The following is a 21,613-nucleotide window of genomic DNA, read 5'->3' as shown; positions in this document are numbered from 1 at the left end:
TTTCAGGTGATGCCCGATTTTACCGCGATGACCTGCCCGTTGGGGAACGTGATGAGCTTATCCGGGCGGTGTTTGACCCGGGCGTTATCTGGGTAAAAAAACAAAAAAGCAGATGCCTTTCGACATCTGCTTTTTCTAAATTTGGCTCCTCTGACTGGGATCACCTTCGCCAGTAACTGGCTAATAATTAAGCTAAACCTGAATCCGCTGCTTGTCAAGACCACCAGAGTGACCACCAATAATGATCACTAATAGCCTTTGTTTTTCATCACTGGATTGCTAATGCGGGCGAGGAGCAGTATTACTTTAAGATGTTCCAAAGCGGTAAGAGAGATATTTACATACCCTGTGTGCATTACTTCAGGTTGGCTACTTCTTGTTATACAGTTTGATACCCACGCTCTGCTTAAAGAACTGTACAAGAATCTAGTGACTCAGAGGACCATTAGGGATGAAACGTTGAAACGAAGCCAAGTTGCATCTGGTGGACTGCACTCTGTACATACTGTGGAGCGGGCTAAAAGCACGATTTGATAGACTTTGTGTCCTTCCTAAATTAAATTGGTAAGAAAAATTAATAGTGATTCGAGTCATCTCCACTAGAAGGATGGACTTATCAATGGAAAATAATATTTTAGGTCATGCTCAAAGAGAAACTTCAGGGGCAACCACATTCGGAAAATATGATTTCCAATATCATTGGGCTTTGTGTAGAATAATTGAAAAGCATAAAAATAATTCTGATTATGCATTATTAATTGAATATCATGAGGATGTTGTTATAGCAGACTCATTGTATGGAAGTTCGGCAAAATTTGAATTTTTCCAAGTAAAGAACACTGGAAGACCTTTCACTTCTGACGCCTTAACTAAACGAGAGCAAGGAGCTAAGGGGTCTAAAAGTTCCATTCTAGGCAAGCTATTAAGTTCATGCATAGGCACTGATTATGAAACACGCATTACGGAAATAGGTCTTGTATCCTCAAGTGGTTTCTTATTTGATCAAAAAGATAATAAGTTAAAGCTAGATGTTTTAACTTCAGGTGACCTCAGCGCAAATTGTCTATCGGGATTAATTGGGAAGTTAAAGGCTGAGATTGGGATAGATATCCTGCCAGAAAACCTAAGGTTTATCGTCCCAAAAATAAAGCTAGAGAATCAAGAAGAATTTGTTATTGGCAGATTTGCTGAGTTAGTAAATGAAATATTCCCAAATAGTCATTGTAATGCTGTCAATATTTATAGGGCAATCATTGATGAAATTCATCGAAAAGGACAGAATACTTACGACTTTACTGTGTGGGAGAAAATGGTAGAGGATAAGTCTCTTACATCTCATAAGGTAAAGGATGTCATAGCAGTTAACACAACAAGCCCAAAATTTGAAGAGTTTGAGAAAGACTTTGAGTATTTAGCTAGAAATGATATGAAATGGAGCACTTTAACATATCGAAAGATTAATAAAAAAATAAAACAACTCTTCTTACGTCGAGTCGGTCACGCTTCAGCTTTTGATATGAATATAATGAGAATAGCTCAGCAGGCGCTCATTAGCGTACCAGAAGAGGACTTTACGGAAACGAGCGATTACATTGAGTCAGTTATTGTGAAAGCTAAAGAACTGAACATTGGAAGTCAAATTCCAAAACATGACGATATACTTTGCGAGATAATTTACTGTTTTTTAAAGGTGATGCATGAATAATATAAAAAGCAAAAAAGATCACTATAAATTATTAATTCGTAACTTAAGGAACAAGAAAAATGAGAAGCTTGACATTTCAACGATTGGTTCTGATATCAGATTCGAAAAGACTTGCGAATCAGTTCACGTTCCCGAAGAGATTGAATCTAATTACCGGAGAAGATAACAGTATTGGCAAGTCCACTCTAGCCAAAAGCTTACTGTGGTCTCTAGGATGCGATCCTGTTATCGATGAAGAATGGAAATCAAATGACATTAAATCGATATTATATTTCACTATAAATAACAAAGAGTATTTTTCTTGCCGAGGAAGCCATTCAATAATTTTGGGAGCTATCGGCGGTGAAGCGAAAAAATATACACATATAACTGGTGATTTCTCAAAAGACCTATCAGAGCTTGTTAACTTTAAAATGAAGTTTCCTAATCGTAGTGATGGAGTCTTAGAGACTCCTCCGCCAGCATATTATTTTTTACCATTCTATATCGATCAGATAAAAAGTTGGAGTTCACCTTGGGATTCATTTGAAAACTTAGGTCAATATTCCAACTGGAAAAAACCGTTAATAAAATACTTTACTGGTTATTTGAAATCAGAGCATTTTGATATTGAAGAAAACATTTATGAATACAATGAGGTCAAAAAGGAATCAGAAGAAAAAAGAGAAAAATTCCAGAGCGCAGTTGAAATCATAGTTGATAATTCAGCTGATTTCCCCATAGCCTTAGATAATGAAGAGTTCAGCAGGATTCAGGAAGAAATAAACACTGAACTTCGCGAATTGATCGACTACCAAACGAGGCTTTATGATGCTCAGGCAACTATTACCTCGAATATCTATGATCTCGAAAGGCAGTATGAGTTAGCCACTAGTTCTGCAAACGAACTCGAAGAAGATTATAAGTTTGCGGTAGAGTCCATACCTACGGATAATTTAGAGTGTCCATTGTGTGGCACTCTTCACGATAACTCACTGCCTAACAGGGCGCTACTTCTTTCAGAAAAGGATTCGCTGCTTGATGAGGCAAACTCAATAGCATCTAAAATATCGGAGCTTAAATCATCATTAGCTGGATTAAATGAGGATGCGCTGTTTGTGACTAATGAAATTGAAAGAATTAATAAGAAGTACATCACTGATGGCAATGCGAGTGATAAGGGGCTCATTGCGCAAGTAATAGATACTATTTCCACTGAAAACGTCTCAAGAAACATTCAAGTTAAAATTGATAATGAAGATCTCAAAATCAGCAAAGCCAACAGTTCTATTACGGAGTTAAGAAAAGACCAGAGAAAACTTCTTTCAACCAAAGACAAGGAAGAACTGAATTCTTCTTTTATGTCAAGATTGTTGGGAAACATTGAAGCGTTAGGTTCAACAGGAATAAACCTTAGTAAAGTAAAATCACCCACTGATTACAAACAGTTGCTCGGTGGTGGTGCTGCTGAGGCTGCCAGGGGATTACTCGCTTATCAACTCTCTGTACTGCAACAAATACATGGTGCTAACACTTGCATAGTGCCTCCTTTCGTCATTGATACGCCTAACCAGCAAGAGCAGGCAGGACACCGTTATGAAACAGTCATTAAAGAACTAATGCATAGTGTCCCCCAAGATTATCAGATAATACTGTGTGCAATGGAGAATGATGCATTAAATGAATTCAAACATGATGCTAATGTTATTAAGTTAAGTTCTGATAAGTTATTGAATGGCCTGCAATATGATTCTCTACGAGCTGAATATAAAGATATTCAATTAGCTGTGAGAGATCATAGTGAAAATAATTAAATAAATATCATTTCTAACTTTTTGCATAGCGAATGACTTGCTATGTACTATATTAATCTTACTTAACGCTGCTCGAACTGCATAGGGTAGCGCTAAGTAATAATTCATGGTCTGTAAGTAGCCCCATCAGTAGTGGGGCTGCGCGGTGGAAATTTAGTCAGGAATATAGTGTTGTTTGTGAAATATTAGCAGGGCACTGATTTTTCACATTTTTAATCGCCTGTCTGATTAACGTTTCGTCTGCTAGGATTTGTTCGCTTAAAGATGCAAATACAGCATTTTCATTACTGTATTTTTCCAGAACGCTTTTAGCCAAAGAGGATAAGCTTAAGCCGTTTAAAGGAGCCTCGCTCACCAGGTTATGGAAATAATACCATGTTTTATTGTATCTTTTATAAAAGTAGCGCAGCAGTGATAGATACCAAGCCTTTGGGAATTCTAGATGTAATCTCGTGTTACATTCCTCAGCTATAACTCCAATCTCTACCGGTCTCTTTGCTCGGTGTAGAACAATCGCTGCTCTCTCCATAATCAGTGAAACAGGTTGATCTGCAAATGCAATACTTGGCACGTCATAATGACTGGCATCGATTCTGACCAAACGGTTCTCCAGCATTAGCTGATTGATATAAAACGCAGCATGGCCTCGGGAGCCTGATTTGATGACAGCAACAAGATCGTCTCGTGTTCTTGGGCCTGGTGATTTTTCAAACATCTGAACAATGGCTTCTTTCTGACCTTTCAGAATAAAATTTTCTTCTAGACTAACAGTATCTGCCCCCGATTTTCCTGCGAAGAATATCTCACGCTGCAAACCATATTCGCGCACGACATGGCGAACAATATAATAATCTTCCTGGAAAGATTTTTTCTCATAGACGTCGACCCGCAAATTAAGCGTGTCGACACCAACAGAAATAGATGACACCAGAGCCAGATAAACGGATTCAAGAATACTTGAGATTTCTTCTTCTGATAGTTGAAGGTAACAAACGTGCCGATACATACCATGTGCTGACAGATAGACCAGCCCTTCATCGACGGCCTGTGTTATGCCATGATCCTGTCGGTCCAGAGGGAAGAGCGATTTGCAGAAGCCTTGATCATTAGCGAACTGATGGATGTCACGGAAGGCTGCGCCGTTCGGGAAATAGAGTGCAGCCTGAGCAAATGCTTCTGCCTTACTCAGCGAAGTTAAACAAATCTTTTGGTTTTTTAACAAAAGTTTTTTGCTTTCAATTAGATGCTGTAAGGCATTATGTGCCTGCTGTTCCGTATAACCGTAACGCTCGCTAATTTCACTTAGCACGTCACTGATATCAATCGGTGCTTTCGTATATGCGGCAAGTTCATTGATATATTGAACATTACATTCCGGATGTAATAACTTATCCAGCTCACCTTTATGGGTATTACTGATCATTTCAAGAAAAGCTATAAATCCCTGTTTCCTTGTGAATCGGCGAGAAAGATCTGGATAGAGCTGACTTATATCTGGTCCTGCGTTTTTTCTCACATTTGACCATATATTGGCAGGATGAATACTCAGACATCCTAACAGTTCTGCACAGACATCATTCTCCAACTGGCGTACACGCTCGCGAGTTAACTTTTCCTCAAGACTATCTGCAATGCTTTGTAATGTGGCTTTTTGATAACCATCTAACCCAAATCTGGAGCGAATGATGTAGGCACTTCTTTCATCGGTATTTACCAGATAGGTGGTGAGATCGTTACTGATGATAGTTGATAGCTCGTGGGGAGTAAATTCAAGTGTGCCAATGTAGTTAAGAAATTTCCCCCCAGTTATTTTTTCTTTAAGCTCTTCATGATTTTCGCAATGAAATTCTGACAAGGCTTGATGAATACGTTTTAGCATTGGCTCGTAGACGTCTTCAAACCGTTGACCCGCTACAATACTTTTCATTATTTCCTTGTTAGTATCATAGACAATATGCGATACGGTAACTTGGTTGGCCGGTATTTCCAGTACTCTCGATATCTTTTCTACTAACTTGCGTTGTGATTCATCTAAAAGTGCATAATTCAATTGATACTCTGACAATGTTTCTTTATCAGGAAAAGGTAAGTTAAGAGTCTGTTGCTGAAAGGGTCCTGTTAACAAGTAACTTTGCATTCTTTTGACAGTATCTAATTTAGATAGACCGAAATATTCAATGCTAAGGAAGTCGTTATCATTTTTATTTAAAAATTCATTACAACTGAAATCATTACCAAAATGCTTAATCAAAAAACGTTGTAATGAAGAAAAATCGTCAGGGAAAATAATTGATGAAAGTTTTATAGTGGTAAAATCGGTGGGTTGATTTTCCAATGGGCTAGGTGATTCGGGTTCGGTTTTTACCAATATCCTCTCAGTTGGTATATCTCTTGGCGTGGGAGGAGAATTTAGAAGCTCACTCAACGCCATCATGCTTTCAAGGCCGGAGGACAGAATTCCTTGTTTTATTTTTAAAGTGTTCAGCATTTCGCTGACAGTGTTGATACCTTGACTTATATCATCCACTTGAATTTTTAGGTTCTGGGCCAACTCATGAAATGCGCTGTTGAACATATGCACAATTTCTCCTACCTTAGAGTTCGGAAAATTGTAGCTATTTTACTGTGATCTCATTCTATTCAAAATAGGGAGGCAACTTTTCTTTGTTTTTCCTCTGCCTACTAGGCAGTTTTTCCCGTTTAGTGGACTACCCCAACCTCCATTTCACCGCTGCAGCCTAAGGGGCGCTACGCCCGGCTTGCAGGGTCAGTTTTTTCTCCCGTGTTCTTTTTCGTTCCTCGTATCAGCTTCCGGTTAATCGTTTCCCAGCACAACCCGTCCCGCAAGGGTAAATGGCACGCATTCTGCGCCCTTGCGTGCCGGAACGATGCCGGGAAAGCGAACCGTCAGGCGATACGAAGACGAAAATCACACCCCTGACGGAGACAAAACCATGACCATTTCCCTGCATACCCAGACTACCGCCCCTAACACCGCAGCGGCGACCAGCGTATCCCCGCTGGAGCAGTCAGGCTCCTCAAAAACGAAATTTTCCAAAACCAAAACCGATATTTATCAGACCGTCACCGACAGCATCATCACCGCGCTGGAAGCCGGAGTGAAGCCCTGGATGTGTCCGTGGCAGCGTGTGCCGGGCATGTCTGGGTTGCCTTCCAACTTCGCAACCGGCATCGCGTATAGCGGAATGAATATCATGTTGTTGTGGTGCAGTGCGTCAGAGCAGGGTTTCGGTGATTCACGCTGGATGACCTACAAACAAGCACAGGCAGTAGGTGGGCAGGTTCGCAAAGGCGAGCACGGCACGACAGTAATTTTCTATACAACCTTAGAGAAGGAAAACGAAGACGGAGAAATCGACCAGATCCCGATGCTGAAAACCTTCACCGTGTTCAATGTTGAACAAATTGACGGCCTTCCCCTGAATACCGAAGCTGTTAGCCCCGCTGAGACGTTCGAGCTGTTACCGCAGGCTGAAAACCTATTTCACCGCAGTGGTGCCCGTATCATAGAGAAAGGTCAGAATGCCTTTTTCAAGCCATTAACGGATGAAGTCTGGTTGCCGGAACGCCATCTTTTTTCCGATGCCGCTAATTTCTACGCCACCGGCCTGCATGAGCTGGTTCACTGGAGTGGAGCAAAAACACGTCTTAACCGTGAAATGAAAGGGAAGTTTGGCAGTGAGAGTTACGCGTTTGAAGAGTTGATCGCCGAGCTGGGAAGCGCGTTCCTGATGGCGGATCTGGGGATTGTTGGAGAGGTTCAGCATGAAAGCTATATTGCTTCCTGGCTGAGAGCACTGAAGAGCGATAAGCGCTATATTTTCAAAGCCGCCAGTGCAGCATCGAAAGCGCATCGTTACCTGATGGATCAACTCTGAGCCCGGAGCTGGATAACCGCAAAGGAATGCGGTTATATGGTTTTAACGGCAACGCTGCGAGGTACAGATTGATGCTGAATTTAGCATAGCGAGTACCGAACAGTAAGGCCCTCTCAGTGGAAAACAATATTGTCAATCCTAATCATACTATACTGGCATATGTTAAATAGGGCGCTCTTACTACATTGGGCTAAATCAGCTTTGATTTTGATGTAGAGCAACGGCAATCGCAGCTGATACTTATTTTAAAGCATGTTAACCCGCCGGGAGTATGTCATTTTGGATAAGGCTTGCAATATAAGCCATTACGTATTAATTGAGGTAACATGCAACAGATTCTGAGCAAAGTTGAATCTGCAATCGTTGGAAATCATTAAATTACCTGACGAGGATATTTTGTTGATTAAGATATTCACAGGACCACAGTTTGCAAATACCTTCTGCTTGAGGCCTGAACAATTTTCCTGGTTTCTCGGTGCTGGAGCTTCGGCGTCAGCAGGTATTCCAACCGGTTACTCGATGATTTTAGACTTCAAAAAACGTTTGTTCTGTCAGTTGACCAAAATAAGCTTACGTGAAGTAGATGCCAATGATCCGTTGTGGCAACAGAGAATTGATATGTTCTTCAGTAAGCGTTCGGAATTACCTGCGCCAAACGATCCCACTGAATATGCAAAAGCCTTCGAGGCTGTGTACCCGACAGCAGAAGGTCGCCGTATCTATATAGAAAAGGCGGTCACGATGGGTACGCCATCATATGCTCACCGAGTGCTCGCCTCGCTACTGACTACTCATCGTGTTCCATGTGTCTTCACAACCAATTTTGACCAATTGGTCGAAATAGCAACCACATTGACTGATCAGTTAGTTCCAACTACTGAGCGTGCGAACCTAACAACTGCTGCGATTGATAATGCAGAACGTGCTGAACGTTGTTTACGTGAATCAAATTGGCCATTTCTGGCTAAACTGCATGGTGATTTCCAGTCGGTTGAGTTAAAGAATACAACAGAAGAACTAAGAGAGCAGGATGTTCGAATGCGTCGTGTTTTTGGTACTGTCTGCACTCGTTTGGGATTAGTGATTGTTGGCTATAGTGGCCGAGACGAATCGATTATGGCAGTGCTAAATGAGGTATTAGAACAGCCAAATGCCTTTCCGGGAGGAATCTACTGGGTTACACCTTCTGCCCATTCCGTTCTACCTGCTGTTAGAGAATTACTTGATAAAGCTATTCAGAAAGGAGTAACGGCAGCGATTGTCGAATCCCCTACGTTCGATGAGTTAGCCGGATACATCATCGATGAAATAAGTTTGCCGCCATCTTTATTTCAGTATGTTCAGATGGAACGTGCGGCTCAGATTTTAGCAGAGATACCACTTCCTGTGCAGGAACAACGCAACTTCCCTGTGTTGCAATGCTCTGCATTACCAATCCTCTCTATGCCGCAGCAAGCCCGTCGTATTGAAATCAATACTGCAATAACGACGGTTCGTGCTCGAGAACTGATTCGCGACGCGAAAATAAAGGCTATTGTAGCTAGTATTGGTAGCGAAATTGTCGCCTTTGGTAACGATGCAGAATTACTTAGCGCATTCTCATCAGTTGGAGGACGGCTTGCAGGTACCGTCGATCTTCAACCCGAAAATGACAGTTGGGCTTTGGGCCTGCTGTACGATGCTTTGGTTTGGGCTATTAGCAGAGGTAGGCCGCTGTTACCACGTTTGCGGCGAAAAGGTCATGCAATTATAGTGACAAATGGCTCTTCCAGAGACAAACCAGAACATGTTGCATCGCGTAAAAAGGAGTTATCTTCTCTTCGACAAGCATATTCAGCACCATTGACAGGGAAAGTGGATGGATACGGCTATCCGTTCAACGAAGGAGTGCAGATTCGATTGGATTTTATGGCAGAGCGTTGGTGGTGTGTATTCGAACCTTTTACTTGCGTTGAATTACCTCGCCAAGAGCGTGGTGGAGAATCAAGCCCTGGTGAAAACGTTTCATCATTTGTCCATGTGGCAAATCCCTCAATTGATTGGCAAAGGGAACGGTGGGCTGGTCGACGCAATAAGGAATGGTCACGCATTATTGCTGGATGGGCAAAATTTTTGCCTGGAAATAGCGGTGGTCTTATTAAAGCTATTGGTTTTAAAGATAATTCTGGATCAAGTTTGGACGCAGAATTTCAGCTGTCTCCCATTACAGCATGGAGTAGGCCCAGCCATGAGCATGATTACTTCCAACGGAGCGGGCGATGAATATGAGCTATAATACGTCGAAACTGCCACCTTTTTCTTTGTTGGAAGAGCCTCTGCTTACTTTTAATTCAGAAGATACGCTACTAGACGTGAACCCCTTAAGGGGAATTGTTCAGAACGGAGCGTACAGCAGTTCGATTTTTCCAACTTATACTCCAGAACTTCGAATAGCGACGATAGGGCCTGTAAGTAGATGGAAAAACTTACGTACTTTGGTCGATACGCTGCGCTCAAAGCACGCTCCAACTGATCGAAAACAGTATGTACCAGAATTTCGCGGCTTTGAGAACACATTTAATGTTCCGCTGGTCGCTGCCAAAATCAGTGAAGCACACATCAGATTGCCGGATGATCTTGGAGCTTTAGGAGCGGAAGGTCCACCACATATCCGTTTGTTAAATGCGTTACGAACAGGAATGCAACGCTTGGCATTAGTACGCGATCACTTCGATGTTGTGTTAGTGCATCTTCCCGATGATTGGCAGACCGCATTTCGCTCTCCCGGTTTTGATGTACACGATACACTTAAGGCAATTGGTGCAGGTTATAGTATTCCGACTCAGGTTATCAATGATCGGGTATTCTCGTTTGGTTATAAAGCATCGTTAGCATGGCGTTTGTCAATTGCACTCTATGTAAAGGCTGGAGGAATTCCATGGAAGCTAGCACCATTGAAAGGTGTACCAGAGAATACGGCATATATTGGATTGGCTTATGCACTAAGAGGGGACCCAAAAGATGCCCATTATGTGACCTGTTGTTCGCAGGTTTTTGATGCCGATGGTGGTGGTATGCAGTTTGTTGCTTTTGAAGCACGGGACCCTGTCAAGGATATTGAAGATGCGCGTCGAAACCCCTTTCTTAGTCGAAGTGACATGAGGGCAGTACTGGCCCGCAGCTTGGCCCTTTACCAAAGCCGTAATGGTGGTTTGCTCCCTCGACGCTTGGTTATTCATAAGACAACATCGTTTAAATCAGATGAATTGGAAGGAGCCTTAGACGCGCTTTCTGCTATTCGTGAAGTTGAGTGCGTGGAAGTATCGAGTAATGCTGGATGGCGAGGGGTTTGGCTCCAGGAAAGCCGTAATCCTACACCTCAGAAAAGAAGTGAACCTGATGGCTACCCTGTGCCGCGTGGCACTATGCTACAACGTTCAGGGAAATCAGCCTTCGTTTGGGTTGCGGGCAATGCACCTCGTGCCGCATCGCATGGAGACTATTACCAGGGTGGTAAAAGTATTCCTCGACCACTCAATATTGTACGGCACACGGGGGTGGGGCCGATTGAATTAACTGCATTCGAGGCACTTGCATTGACAAAGATGGATTGGAATAATGATGCGTTATATGACCCTGTTCCTGTTACTATTCGGTATTCACAACGTTTAGCAAAAACTATAGCTAATGTCCCCTCATTGCCTGGAAGCGCATATGCCTATCGATTGTTTATGTAGGTTATAGACTTGTGGTGATTTACTTTCATCCATCTCTCTTATCGCTGCTGTGAGTGATTTTCAATTGCAGGTTCGTGCTAAAATGGGCAAGGACGTAAAAAGTAGCAAATCTATCATTAATAATTAACCTAATTATGTAGATGGTGGCTTTAGTATAATTTTTATAAAGAGGGAGTTGGTTGCATTGTAATTTCGAATGTTACATTCATAGTGAACTATAAACCAGTGGCTTAATTTTCATCATTTAACTTATCAATGTGCTTTCCATAATTTACGTGTCCACGAATTCGATTTAAATCAGATTCGATAATCTTTCCATTGCGAAGAAGATGCTCATATGTTCTCAATTTGTTTCTATACCCCTTAGTCAATCTCGGTTTGACATCATGAACAAGAAAACCATGAACTTTAAGTCTATTTGGTAACTTGGAAATTTTTAACTTTTCAGTTGCGATGGTCCAATTTTCATTTTCCAGTAAGTTAATAATATTTTGCTTTAAATTTTCAACATCAATACTAAGGTCATCGCTAGAGAATGTTAGATCATCTGCATAACGTGTATAGATAATTTTCTTATCCGCAATAATATCATTAATCTTATCATCAGTGTCTTTAAATACTATATTTGATAATACTGGACTACTTGGAGCACCTTGTGGCAATCTATTTTTGTAAGTAACAATAGCTGCTATTTTACCGGATTGTTCAAAAGTATACCCAGTATTTTTCAACCCATTGATAACCCTGTCAAAATCTATAGAGTGGAAGAAATCACGTAAGTCAATTGATAAAACCCACTTTGCATTACAGTGCCTGAAAGCCGCTTCATAAATTCCATTTTTACCAGGTATGAATGCATATGCCGAATCACTCACTGGAATATTATCATTAGTCGCCAAGTGATATGCTAACCATGATTGAATGATTTTTAACCCAACCTTTGGGGATTCAATGATTCTTACTTTTTTACCTTTCCCCTTTGCGATTGGGAAAATACGATAATATTTATCTTTATTCTTTATAATTGAATTAATAAAATGTGGGCTAACACCAATAGCTACTGATAGTACGCCCCATGACACGACAGGTGGTAATCCCCTGTCAAACAATCTATTAATTTCAGGGGAATATACGTCACGAACGTCAGGAGACAATGCGCCAAGAAATTGTTGAGCATCATTATATGAGAATAGAAGCGGTAGTGGCGTTTTCATCCAGGTCAGTCCTTAAGCAAAGCTGATTGGGCTTTCGTTGATGACGCCTGTGAAGCAGCAGGCGTTTCGAAGGAGCGCCTGCTGCTTCACAGGCGCACATTCTGTACGCGACCTTCACAAATGGGTATGATACACACCCTCGTGAACGCCACTACCAACGTTAAAAATAACATTATAAGTGTTTCTTTGCAAGATACAGAATTCTATCGACATCGGAACTTTGTTTAGATCTTGTAACCGGAACTAATTCTAGACCCAGATATGTCATTCTGTAGGTGCCTTCACGATCTCTTATAATTAGATTTTTCTTTCTCAATGAATCTAGTTTTTTATTTAGCCAGTCTGACGACTCTATATGATATTCCTTATCTTCCAATGCCTTTTTCATTGTAGGTAAATCGCATGGATATAATACTTTCATTGTTCTCAACATCATCATTAATGTAGGTTCTGGATTGTTCTTCTGCTCATACATTAATGCATTTAACTTTATATTTAGACTGCTAAAATAATCTCCCGCTAGTAATCCCCATTTTTCTTTATCCTCATCAGACATATTCATAGAAAATATATATACGCTGGCATTTTTAACATCTTTAAATGAGACGTCTAAATCGATAATCTTCTTTCCTTTGAAATTAGCTTTTGCAAGAGCTTTTAAACCTGCTTCTATATCTAATTTACTCTGCGATGTTGAATAAGAAACGAGTACTTTAACCGATAATTCAGATTCAATTTTTTTTGTAATATTTGACACTTGTCGCTTCGTTATAAAGCCATTTTTTGCTGCTGGTGATAATCTATTAATAGGGATGTCTAATAAAATAGTTTCGCTAAAGTCATTCACTTCCCTTACGGAAATCATTGGGTATTTGCCCAAGATATATTCTAGCATCTCTTTGCTATACAATCCCCACCTCCTGTAAGATTCTTTTTATCTTTGCTTCTTCAGTTTTTATAGTAATTAACCATCCTTTAGCTTCAGCCACTGATGTGGCATTAATTGAAAATGCACCTTCATTAAACATTATTTTTATCTCAGGTTCATAATCAACTATACCCCTCACAATATAAGCTAACGACATTGTAGATGCCATGATCTCAAGGGATGTAAGAACCATACTTTTTTTTGACTGATATCCACCAGGTGTAAGAATGCCGATTTTTTCCCCTTTCTTTAACTCTGCATCAATTTTTTGTTTGACATTATTTCTGAGTAATTTAGGAACATCGAGGTGTGCAACATTGGACCATTTGGCCTCTATACTGCTGACAAAGGTTCTTATGCACAAAAAACACGCATAATAGTATCGGTTAAATGCTGAGCGGGCAAAAGCATCAGCAAGAACTATCGTTTGCGCACCTTTTCTATGACTAGCTTTAGCCTGCTTCGTCAGATGTTCTGCGACCTCATAGAGTGCTGTCATAAGATTACCAATAGAATTTTTAATATCTTATAAATCAATTTTGTCGCTATTTCCACCACTTGTGCGCTCTTGTTTCCCCGCCGCTTAGTCCACTTTATCTTTATGTAGTTGCTGTCGTTAACCATATTTACATAAGCAAAAGCCTATCAGTACTGGTTAGCCTCAGCAAGAATGCCCCTTAAACGATAAGGTTGCTTTCTTCATTGATTGTAATGACCGCTCCGATCAGACCCAGTTGTTTAGATGACTATAACTTATGCAGCTTAGGCGTAGTGCTTCAAATCCAATTTTTGAAGTTCGGCAAGAGTATAGATGTGGAAAACATGGCGATGACGCTCTTTCAGCAGAATATGCTGATGATTGATGATGACATGCCTGATGCTGTCAAACAGTAGTTCAAGCGCACGCTTCTTCTGTAGATCGGGCACAACATAAAATACGTAAATCCACTGCTTGCGGGTACGGGCCAGTAAGTGGCTGGCAATGATCGACTGATAACGGGCTCGGGTTTTCAGGCGGCGCTCGGTTTCAATGGCAATAACGTTACCGTCGGGCAGCGTCAGTAATCCGTCCGGGCGATGTTTTACCTGATACTGGCTGAGAAAGCTGGCCCGGTCGCCGTTAATCCATCCCGAAGCGCCTTTCTTCTCCAGAATAAGCCTGGCGGCCTGATTATCAAGATGGTGCTCCAGCGTCCAGCCGGTGATTTTTGATGGTTCAAACCGCGCAGGAAAGATTCTATCATTCGGGGTCAACACCACCGCCAGCCCGTCGCTGGTGATCCCCCATAATGAGATTTTCATTGTCCGTGATTCAAGCATATGCTTCTGGATTAACCCCATTCGCTCCGTTTTTGCCAGCAGCGAATAAAGCGACTTATGATCCCGGAAACCAAATAACTGCATCAGCGTTTTAAAATCACTGTAGGTTTCTTCTTTCAGGAAGTTCAGCAGTTGTTTTATTTTCTCATTGTTGCGCGTCTGGCGCTCATGAAAGGATGAAATCAGCATAAGCGCTCCTTAAAAATCCAGCGGGGACGGGTATTCCTCGTCATCAGGTTTCGGCTTTGCCAGTTTTACTTCGCTTTCGTCGAAGAAAATAGCCGGGTGCGTTGTTATCACATCCGGCATGGCTGGTTTATCATCCTCGCCAAAATCCAGCATGATCTTCACCGGGGCTGCTGCGGCGGCAATATCAGGGGAAACTGAAAAGATTTTTAGCTGACGCTTTCTGACCTTTATTGGCGAGATCAGTGAAGCAGAAGGTAGCGTTTTTGTCGTAAAGATAAAGCTGACAAAATCGGGCAAGTTCAGGATCATATTGCTGTCAATAAAGAAACGTTCGGCCTGGCGGATTGTACGCTCACTGTCGATGGTCTCCGTCAGCATATTATCCGTTTTAGCTTTACGGAGTTCATCATCTACCAGAATAGTGCCTGACATTCTCGCTACCCATTCCTCCGTATCCGGGTCCATAACCCGGTAAACCAGTTTGAACTTGGCATTTTCAACGACCGCACCGACAACGGCGTCACCTTTCAAATCTGCCGGGCAGTCTTTTAAATCGGCAATGGACTGGTGGTCCATAATAATATGCACGCCTTTATCCCGTGCCGCGCCTAATCCCTCCAGTGCCGGCCTGGATAAATGGTATTTCAGTTCGGAAAGATAAACAGCAATGGGGCGGGGGACGTCTGTTACTCGATCGCGCTTTTCTGCCAGCTGGTAAATGCGAACCAGCAGCATGCGCTGGGCGGTAATAATTTTGCTGTTTCGCATGGAGCCGACAACATAACAGCAGCCGCCCTCATCAAATATGTGCTTAAGCGAAAAGCCTTCTGGTGAGTTAATGGCATTGAGTAATGCCAGTTCCTCAATCTTCCCAAAGAACGCTTTGATTTTTTCGGCAATACCCTGAACGTAATCACCGTTATAAACATCACGGAGAGTTGCCGATGGGTTATCACTGACAAATTGCGCGGCCATACGGGCGGCTTTTCGGTCATCAATACGATAGAAGTCCGATTCCTGCCCTTTTTCTGCCAGGCTGAAACCGGCAACAAACAATTCTTCCAGTTCATCGGGCGTGATATCTTCAATCAGGTTTAACTGGTATTGCTGTTTTCGCAGGTCAATTAAGGCAAAGGGTTTTCCTGCATCCTCGCAGGCTTTCCGGTAAAGATGCGGTGCCCATTCATCATCCTTGGGGTCCATCACAAACACACCTTCACCGGTCAGAATGCTTTGATAAAGCAAAATGCCAGCGGCAACCCCTTTACCGGCTCCGGTGGTACCGATAATATCCGCGTGTTGTTTCTGCCAGTCCTTTAACGGGAGATACATCGGTTCATTCTCCCTGTCCATGCCAGTAAATATGCCTTTATTCAGGTCGATATAATCCAGCGGGTTATAATGCAGAGTTTCCGGCAGAAGGGATTTTACGGTGCGGACATCAGTGCGCAATTCCCGTTCAAGGGTGGTCTTTTTAACAAGGCGTTTCTTTATTCTGTCCAGTTCCGGCGTGAATACCCGGCGAAGCATAATATGAAAAATAATCCCGGTTACAGTGAAAGCAATCCGTACTGACCAGGCCAGTGCTGAATTATCACTGGTGAGTCTGATTTTATACAGCCACTGAAAGGCTCCGATAACTATCGGAGCCAGTGTGCCGGAGAGAAAACACAGCAGGGAAAAAGCCATAATCAGCTTTTTCCAGAGCGGGGCTTTCTGCCGTTCATCGCTTTTCATTGATGCAAAAAACGGCATCGTCAGCCCCGCTAATAATGCCAGCATCAGTTGTTGCTGTTGTATAAAAGCGAGTAGCGCCAGCATCTCGTTCACTATCGGCGACAGTGAAGCGGCAAGATTATTTAAAATCATCGTGCCTCCTTCGTCAGCCATTCGCTCCATGACATCGCCCCATCAATTCGCCCCACGGTGTCGGGCGAAAAGGCGGGGCGAGCGTATGGGGTAAAGAAGGTGGCCGCTGTGCGGCCATGTGCAGAGAAGCATGCTTCCCTGCACGAAACGGCGTGCGCCAGTACATGCGGGCTGGACGCCCTTATTGCCTGGCACATGGGGGTAATGTCGTGGCTGGACGCCACGCCAAAACCCCCAGGGTCAAAAGCGGCACACCGTCGCCCGCTACGCGCGACCACCCCCTTTGAGACGCCGTTTTTCGCCTATTTTTTCTGTTGTCCGTTCCGGCCAGCGAAAAAATGGGAAAACGCCTTCAAAGCGGGTGGTCGCGCCACGCTACCGGCTTTGGGCCGGAGACTTAGCCGCGACGGTGTGCGGGGCACGCCCCCCACAAAAACCGGCGCGTGGGCGCGCCTATTTGCTCGCTGGGGCGGCAAATTTTTTGCGGCTCCCCCCGGCCTGCAAAAGCCGCGTGGGCGCGGCTGTTTGCCGGTGAGGCGCGGTGCCTGAAATATTTTCGCGCCTTAATCCGCGAAAATATTTCTGTCCGCTGCCTCATTTTTACGGCCCGTTATTTTTCGTGCCTTAATTCGCGAAAAATGGGCGGGCCGTAAAAACCTGAAAACCGCCACGCCTTTGCGCCCGGTTCGTCAGTATTAGCCACGAACGCGGCCATATTTACCGATAATCTGGCTGATCGCGGCCGGGTCAGCCGAATCACATTCGTTTAAAAAGGATTGCCTGGCATCGGCAGTCTGGCCGGGGAGAAAACCGTGCCGGTTCTTTTTCACAATAGAAAAGAAGGCGCGTTCAGCCGACTGACAGGTATGTCCACCGCTGTTTCCGGTGGTTTTACCGTACAGACATAAAACAGCTTCACAGGCATCAGCGGCTATCACTGAGGCCGGAAATAATACATTCATGCCGAGAAGAAAGGCGGTGAGTATGACGGTTTTCATATTGAATACCTTTACTGGGTGGCAGGGGGGGATGGTTCGTCTATCTGAATATTTCCTTCATGTGATGAAGGTGTACCGGTTTAAAATAAATATCGCTCATCCGGCGAACGTCGCCATGGATATCAATACTGACGATCACATCAATGCTTTTTAGCACCTTGCGTAACAGCACATCGAACGGGATATTGTTGCAGTCCGGGTTTTCATAGCAGCGGTCGATGAGTCCCTCAATACACTCTTCCGGGCTGCCCGCGTGCAGGGAGGTAATAAGCCCTTCATGGCCGGAGCCGATAATTTTCAGTGCGTCCCAGGCTTCCCGCCCGCGAATTTCCGCCAGCAGAATTCTGTCCGGGTTCATTCGATAATTCGCCCGTATCAGCCTGCCGGGGGTGACAATCGCCTCGTCGGTGGCCTCTGCCGGGTAAAACAGATGCACATAATTGGTGTGGTGGTAAAACCGGATTTCAGGGTTGTCTTCAATTGTCGTCAGCCTGAGATGCGACGGAATATAGTGCAGCAACGTCTTCATGTAGGTGGTTTTACCCGAGCCGGTTTCCCCCACAATAAAGAGCGTTTTGCCGTACTCGACGGCTTTTTCAATAAAGTGGGGAATGTCCCCGTTGTTGTAATATCGGGTCAGTTCCTCGTCTTTGCTTTCAGCCTGCTCCTGACCGGTTACGCGGTGATAAAAGCCCGCCTCAATCCACGACTGATGCCTTTTCTGCGTATATGACGGCTTGCGCAGCGTAATGGACACGGTATTCCGCTCGCAGGCCGGGGGAATAATGGCCTGAATTCGTTCGCCAGACTCCAGCGTGGCGGACAGAATCGGCGACGTGTCATCAATATTATCGTCATGCCATGAGGCCAGCGCGTTGGCAAAGGCATGGCACTGACGCAACGTGACTGGCGATTCATGTCTCTGCCATCGACCGTTTATTTTGGTGTGGATCTCACCAGGGCGGTTAATGGCGATTTCCGTCAGGCCTGCCAGTGGCAGAAATTCACCAAATAGCTGATGTTTCATGAAATCAAGCGACAGGTTTTCAGCGTTCATACCACCTCTTTTTCAGACGCAGTTGATAAACGGAAGAGAAATCGATATCCGTGCCGGTCATGATGCCGATCACCTCCCCCTGATTGATGTACATCGTGGGCGGGATATTGATGCTGTTTTCCAGTGCCGTTTTTGCCATCTCCGAGGCGGCAGCACGCGTATTCTCGGTGTAGTCGGTATTACGGTCTTTCCCCGGCGCTGTATTCGCCGCCGCAGCGGCGACGTCCTGTACCGTACTCAGCATTAACGCGTTGCCGAACCGCTCCCAGAAATGGGTATCGATCCTGCCGCTAATCCCGGCTTCTCCCAACGGGCCGCTGGCCTCGGTATCGGTCAGCGGAATGTGCAGGCTACCGGGCTCTGGTGTGCGTAACGCCGTCCAGATGACAAACATTCGGCTCCGGCCCTGTTGCAGTGCGCCGGTACGATAGACGCCACGGGCGACCGTGCCTGCCGGGAGCAGCTTCACATGATGACTGGCGCTGTAGACATCCTCGCTGATGAGGCAGGAAATCCGCCCGCCGACATCGGAAACAAAGCGCTGCATCATCGAGCAGGGAATGTAGCTATCAACCGGTAGGTAGAGATCGGGATCGAGACCGAGCCGCCGGATGTGGGTGACTGTTACCACGCCGGGAGCGGCGTCGTTTATCTCCGGGTCAGGCGCGGTAGTAGGCTTTTGCTTGTCAGTGCCGGAGGCGGTGACGTGGGAAGCCGATGCGGTATCTGACACCTGGCTTAACCCGTCGGCCAGGGCGGTGGCCTTGTTTAACGCGGGCGGTGCTGGCGGTGGCGGGGCAACCTGCGTCTGGCGATGATCCGTTGTGGTTTCCGGTCTGCTCTGCTCGAACAGACCGAACGGATGACTGTCCATACCGAGGTTTTTACGCGCAGGCGGTATTACACCGGTCGGCGGCTGGGTCTCCGTCGCCTTGTCATCGCTGTGTTTGACTGCGCCAAAAAAGCGATCCCCACTCCATGCCAGCAGCATCAGCACCGCCAGACTGAGCAGGCTGACCAGCAGCGTTCGGCGACTGGCGGGTTTTTTAAAGCGGGTGACTTCCGGCTGACCGGGCGGTGTGTTGTGCGCCGGTGTCTGGCTTTCTCTCGCGGCTCTGGCGCGTTCACGGGCTTCGGCTTCCCGTTCAGCCACGTTTTTTTCCACTGTATCCGGGATGGGATGGTCTGTCATTTGGCCTCCAGCGTGACGGCGGGCGAAACGGTGTCACCAGCGCTGACGGCGACGTTGCCGAATGCGGTATTCTCAATGCCGACCACGGCGCGTCCATAACGCAACACCAGATGCGGCGACATGGCCCGCACGACCATCACGGTGTAGTTCCCGTGTTTGGTGATTAGGGGCGTGACGGTCTGCTCCTGCTGGTTAACGACCCGAAACAGTGACGGCAGAATTTTGGTGGCTGAAAAACCGAGAGTGATAAAGCGGCTATCATCGTAGGCAAAATCCGGTGCAATTGTCGCCGAACCCGCCGCGACCCGCTTGATATAGTGCCAGTTTCGCGGTGTGGTGGCCTGCTCGAAAGCGGCCACAATCTGTTGCTTTTCCTGTGCCTCACGCAGGCGTTGCCGGTGGGCGGCATCGGCGGCCGCTGATTGCCTGCGCGCTTCATCGGGATAGTGAAAACGGATAATGAAGGCCTGCGAGGGCGAGTCGTTATCCAGCACGTTAAGCTCCAGACTGTACTCGCGTTTGGATGTCACCACCAACAGGTTGGTTTTCCACTCTTTGGCGGTCGGCAGAAACACCTTGTTGACGTTATTGCCGTTGTCCTCCGTTACCGGCTGGATGACAGGGTTGGGGCTGACGTCCACCCGGTTATCGCTTTTGGTCACTCGCCAGCCTTTGGGAAAACCGGTCTGGGCGTCGAGCACCGCTTCATCGTCATCAAACAGGAGAGTGGTGAGGTAGCCGGGGCGGGTGTTGACGACGGTGGCATTCTGGCTGTCATAGGTGACATGCTGCATGCGGCTGTCATAGGCGCTACCGCGAGGTATCGCGGCCCCCCAGACAGCGCATGATGCCAGCATCAGCCCTATCAGTACGGTGTTTTTCAGCATCATTCCCCCCTCAGTTCTTTATCGCGCTGGTAGCTGGTGACGATGAACCCCAATGGGTTCACTTCTCGCTGGCTGTCCGTCAGTTGTTTGCGGGGGAGGTAGCGATAAGTCAGGCGGATGTTCCAGATATCCGTTTTGACCGTGTTATCCTCAATGCGGCGGATTATGCGTTTAACGCGCAAGGTTGCCAGGTGGTCAGGGGCGGTGGCGGGGGCGTGAATGTTGGAAATAATTTCGACAGACACGACGTATTCCGCTTTATTGAACATGACGTCAGGGGCCTGATTGCCGTTAAACTCATCGAGGTAATCCCGGTTCACGCTGTCGCTGTTGAAGAGCTGCACGTCGTCATAATCGCGCTGAAGTGCAAAATAGTTATAGCCTTCGCGCAGCCGGACGTACTGGGCGGATAGCGCATGAGCCAACGCGGCTTCGGTAGCGATATCCTTCTCCTTGAGACGGGTCATATATTCATAGCGTCCGGTCTGTTTATCCACCGACCATAATTCGATGTCGGTGGTTTTCAGCGGCAGCAGAATAATCAGCGCGGTTATCGTCAGCGCTGCCAGCGCAAACCCGGTTGCCGCCATTCGCCACGCGCGCTTTTTTTCCCGTTCATCTTTTTCCAGCAGAACCGCTTCAAAGGTGCGGGATGACGCAATGAGGTTTTCTGTTTCAGACATGTTTTGTCAGCTCCTGAATAATCGCGGGGGAATTGACCGGTTGAGGATCGCCGGATACCGGCGGGAGGTCGTGTTGATGCCCTGCGCAGCCCGTGAGGATGCACAGCATCAGAAAGACAATGCTGGATTTCATGGAAAGCCCTTGTTAACGGATACAGATATA

The 21,613-nt window shown here is 45.4% G+C and carries 18 protein-coding genes; 6 read left to right on the top strand and 12 right to left on the bottom strand.

The window, feature by feature from the left end; all coding sequences use genetic code 11:
- Window positions 1-619 precede the first annotated feature (619 nt).
- Together FGI04_RS11685 and FGI04_RS11680 are read left to right on the top strand one after the other, a co-directional pair.
- Window positions 620-1,705 carry a DUF4297 domain-containing protein gene (locus tag FGI04_RS11685; protein ID WP_407336777.1) on the top strand — a complete coding sequence of 362 codons (1,086 nt, stop codon included), beginning with the start codon at window positions 620-622 and terminating at the stop codon, window positions 1,703-1,705.
- A gap of 59 nt (window positions 1,706-1,764) precedes the next feature.
- The gene (locus FGI04_RS11680) at window positions 1,765-3,498 is read left to right on the top strand and encodes a hypothetical protein (protein WP_407336776.1); all 1,734 of its coding nucleotides are present in this window, start codon (window positions 1,765-1,767) and stop codon (window positions 3,496-3,498) included.
- Between the two features lie 157 nt (window positions 3,499-3,655).
- On the opposite strand, the gene FGI04_RS11675 is transcribed toward FGI04_RS11680, so the two are convergent.
- Entirely contained in the window at window positions 3,656-6,073 is a 2,418-nt protein-coding gene (locus FGI04_RS11675) for a hypothetical protein (RefSeq protein WP_407336775.1), read from the bottom strand.
- A gap of 379 nt (window positions 6,074-6,452) precedes the next feature.
- Between FGI04_RS11675 and FGI04_RS11670 the strand changes: the two genes are divergently transcribed.
- The 3 genes from FGI04_RS11670 (at window position 6,453) to FGI04_RS11660 (ending at window position 11,113) form a co-directional block, all read left to right on the top strand.
- Window positions 6,453-7,397: an ArdC family protein gene (locus FGI04_RS11670; RefSeq protein WP_407336774.1), complete on the top strand. Its 945-nt coding sequence runs from the start codon at window positions 6,453-6,455 to the stop codon at window positions 7,395-7,397.
- A 348-nt stretch (window positions 7,398-7,745) separates the two neighbouring features.
- Window positions 7,746-9,659: an SIR2 family protein gene (locus FGI04_RS11665; RefSeq protein WP_407336773.1), complete on the top strand. Its 1,914-nt coding sequence runs from the start codon at window positions 7,746-7,748 to the stop codon at window positions 9,657-9,659.
- Entirely contained in the window at window positions 9,656-11,113 is a 1,458-nt protein-coding gene (locus FGI04_RS11660; protein ID WP_323604275.1) for an argonaute/piwi family protein, read from the top strand. Before FGI04_RS11665 ends, FGI04_RS11660 begins: the two co-directional genes overlap by 4 nt.
- 230 nt (window positions 11,114-11,343) lie before the next feature.
- On the opposite strand, the gene FGI04_RS11655 is transcribed toward FGI04_RS11660, so the two are convergent.
- The 5 genes from FGI04_RS11655 to FGI04_RS11635 form a co-directional block, all read right to left on the bottom strand.
- The gene (locus tag FGI04_RS11655; RefSeq protein WP_407336772.1) at window positions 11,344-12,327 is read right to left on the bottom strand and encodes a reverse transcriptase domain-containing protein; all 984 of its coding nucleotides are present in this window, start codon (window positions 12,325-12,327) and stop codon (window positions 11,344-11,346) included.
- 172 nt (window positions 12,328-12,499) lie between these two features.
- Window positions 12,500-13,237: a hypothetical protein gene (locus FGI04_RS11650; protein WP_407336771.1), complete on the bottom strand. Its 738-nt coding sequence runs from the start codon at window positions 13,235-13,237 to the stop codon at window positions 12,500-12,502.
- On the bottom strand, window positions 13,230-13,754 hold the full coding sequence (locus tag FGI04_RS11645) for a hypothetical protein (RefSeq protein ID WP_407336770.1): 525 nt from the start codon (window positions 13,752-13,754) through the stop codon (window positions 13,230-13,232). The genes FGI04_RS11650 and FGI04_RS11645 overlap by 8 nt, the downstream gene beginning before the upstream one ends.
- Window positions 13,755-14,017: 263 nt before the next feature.
- Window positions 14,018-14,764, bottom strand: a complete 747-nt coding sequence (gene mobC, locus FGI04_RS11640; protein ID WP_407336769.1) for a MobC family replication-relaxation protein — start codon at window positions 14,762-14,764, stop codon at window positions 14,018-14,020.
- Between the two features lie 9 nt (window positions 14,765-14,773).
- Complete coding sequence (locus FGI04_RS11635) at window positions 14,774-16,633, bottom strand: type IV secretory system conjugative DNA transfer family protein (protein WP_407336768.1); 1,860 nt, start codon at window positions 16,631-16,633, stop codon at window positions 14,774-14,776.
- Between the two features lie 108 nt (window positions 16,634-16,741).
- Here FGI04_RS11635 and FGI04_RS11630 point away from each other — a divergent pair, with 108 nt between their 5' ends.
- Window positions 16,742-17,182, top strand: a complete 441-nt coding sequence (locus FGI04_RS11630; RefSeq protein WP_407336767.1) for a hypothetical protein — start codon at window positions 16,742-16,744, stop codon at window positions 17,180-17,182.
- A gap of 146 nt (window positions 17,183-17,328) precedes the next feature.
- On the opposite strand, the gene FGI04_RS11625 is transcribed toward FGI04_RS11630, so the two are convergent.
- From FGI04_RS11625 to FGI04_RS11600, 6 genes are read right to left on the bottom strand one after another with little or no spacing between them, the layout of a single operon-like run.
- Entirely contained in the window at window positions 17,329-17,631 is a 303-nt protein-coding gene (locus tag FGI04_RS11625) for a TrbM/KikA/MpfK family conjugal transfer protein (protein ID WP_038908373.1), read from the bottom strand.
- A 40-nt stretch (window positions 17,632-17,671) separates the two neighbouring features.
- Window positions 17,672-18,688, bottom strand: a complete 1,017-nt coding sequence (gene virB11, locus FGI04_RS11620; RefSeq protein WP_407336766.1) for a P-type DNA transfer ATPase VirB11 — start codon at window positions 18,686-18,688, stop codon at window positions 17,672-17,674.
- Window positions 18,678-19,880, bottom strand: coding sequence for a VirB10/TraB/TrbI family type IV secretion system protein (virB10, locus tag FGI04_RS11615; RefSeq protein WP_407336765.1), 1,203 nt, complete (start codon window positions 19,878-19,880; stop codon window positions 18,678-18,680). The genes virB11 and virB10 overlap by 11 nt, the downstream gene beginning before the upstream one ends.
- The gene (gene virB9 / locus FGI04_RS11610) at window positions 19,877-20,770 is read right to left on the bottom strand and encodes a P-type conjugative transfer protein VirB9 (protein WP_407336764.1); all 894 of its coding nucleotides are present in this window, start codon (window positions 20,768-20,770) and stop codon (window positions 19,877-19,879) included. Before virB9 ends, virB10 begins: the two co-directional genes overlap by 4 nt.
- Window positions 20,767-21,450, bottom strand: coding sequence for a VirB8 family type IV secretion system protein (locus FGI04_RS11605; RefSeq protein ID WP_407336763.1), 684 nt, complete (start codon window positions 21,448-21,450; stop codon window positions 20,767-20,769). Before FGI04_RS11605 ends, virB9 begins: the two co-directional genes overlap by 4 nt.
- Complete coding sequence (locus FGI04_RS11600; protein ID WP_162942923.1) at window positions 21,443-21,583, bottom strand: hypothetical protein; 141 nt, start codon at window positions 21,581-21,583, stop codon at window positions 21,443-21,445. The genes FGI04_RS11605 and FGI04_RS11600 overlap by 8 nt, the downstream gene beginning before the upstream one ends.
- Window positions 21,584-21,613 lie beyond the last annotated feature (30 nt).

This window comes from Dickeya ananatis, assembly GCF_019464615.1.
Taxonomy (GTDB): domain Bacteria; phylum Pseudomonadota; class Gammaproteobacteria; order Enterobacterales; family Enterobacteriaceae; genus Dickeya; species Dickeya oryzae.
The sequence above is the reverse complement of the archived record's forward strand: the minus strand, read 5'-3'. Positions and strand labels throughout refer to the sequence as shown.

What these genes read in the sequence shown, in the direction of transcription:
- virB11 (WP_407336766.1), bottom strand. Translation starts at nt 18,688, where the DNA reads ATGAACGCTGAAAACCTGTCGCTTGATTTCATGAAACATCAGCTATTT.
- mobC (WP_407336769.1), bottom strand. Translation starts at nt 14,764, where the DNA reads ATGCTGATTTCATCCTTTCATGAGCGCCAGACGCGCAACAATGAGAAA.
- FGI04_RS11680 (WP_407336776.1), top strand. Translation starts at nt 1,765, where the DNA reads ATGAGAAGCTTGACATTTCAACGATTGGTTCTGATATCAGATTCGAAA.
- FGI04_RS11600 (WP_162942923.1), bottom strand. Translation starts at nt 21,583, where the DNA reads ATGAAATCCAGCATTGTCTTTCTGATGCTGTGCATCCTCACGGGCTGC.
- FGI04_RS11675 (WP_407336775.1), bottom strand. Translation starts at nt 6,073, where the DNA reads ATGTTCAACAGCGCATTTCATGAGTTGGCCCAGAACCTAAAAATTCAA.
- virB9 (WP_407336764.1), bottom strand. Translation starts at nt 20,770, where the DNA reads ATGATGCTGAAAAACACCGTACTGATAGGGCTGATGCTGGCATCATGC.
- FGI04_RS11635 (WP_407336768.1), bottom strand. Translation starts at nt 16,633, where the DNA reads ATGATTTTAAATAATCTTGCCGCTTCACTGTCGCCGATAGTGAACGAG.
- FGI04_RS11625 (WP_038908373.1), bottom strand. Translation starts at nt 17,631, where the DNA reads ATGAAAACCGTCATACTCACCGCCTTTCTTCTCGGCATGAATGTATTA.
- FGI04_RS11670 (WP_407336774.1), top strand. Translation starts at nt 6,453, where the DNA reads ATGACCATTTCCCTGCATACCCAGACTACCGCCCCTAACACCGCAGCG.
- FGI04_RS11660 (WP_323604275.1), top strand. Translation starts at nt 9,656, where the DNA reads ATGAATATGAGCTATAATACGTCGAAACTGCCACCTTTTTCTTTGTTG.
- FGI04_RS11605 (WP_407336763.1), bottom strand. Translation starts at nt 21,450, where the DNA reads ATGTCTGAAACAGAAAACCTCATTGCGTCATCCCGCACCTTTGAAGCG.
- virB10 (WP_407336765.1), bottom strand. Translation starts at nt 19,880, where the DNA reads ATGACAGACCATCCCATCCCGGATACAGTGGAAAAAAACGTGGCTGAA.
- FGI04_RS11645 (WP_407336770.1), bottom strand. Translation starts at nt 13,754, where the DNA reads ATGACAGCACTCTATGAGGTCGCAGAACATCTGACGAAGCAGGCTAAA.
- FGI04_RS11685 (WP_407336777.1), top strand. Translation starts at nt 620, where the DNA reads ATGGAAAATAATATTTTAGGTCATGCTCAAAGAGAAACTTCAGGGGCA.
- FGI04_RS11655 (WP_407336772.1), bottom strand. Translation starts at nt 12,327, where the DNA reads ATGAAAACGCCACTACCGCTTCTATTCTCATATAATGATGCTCAACAA.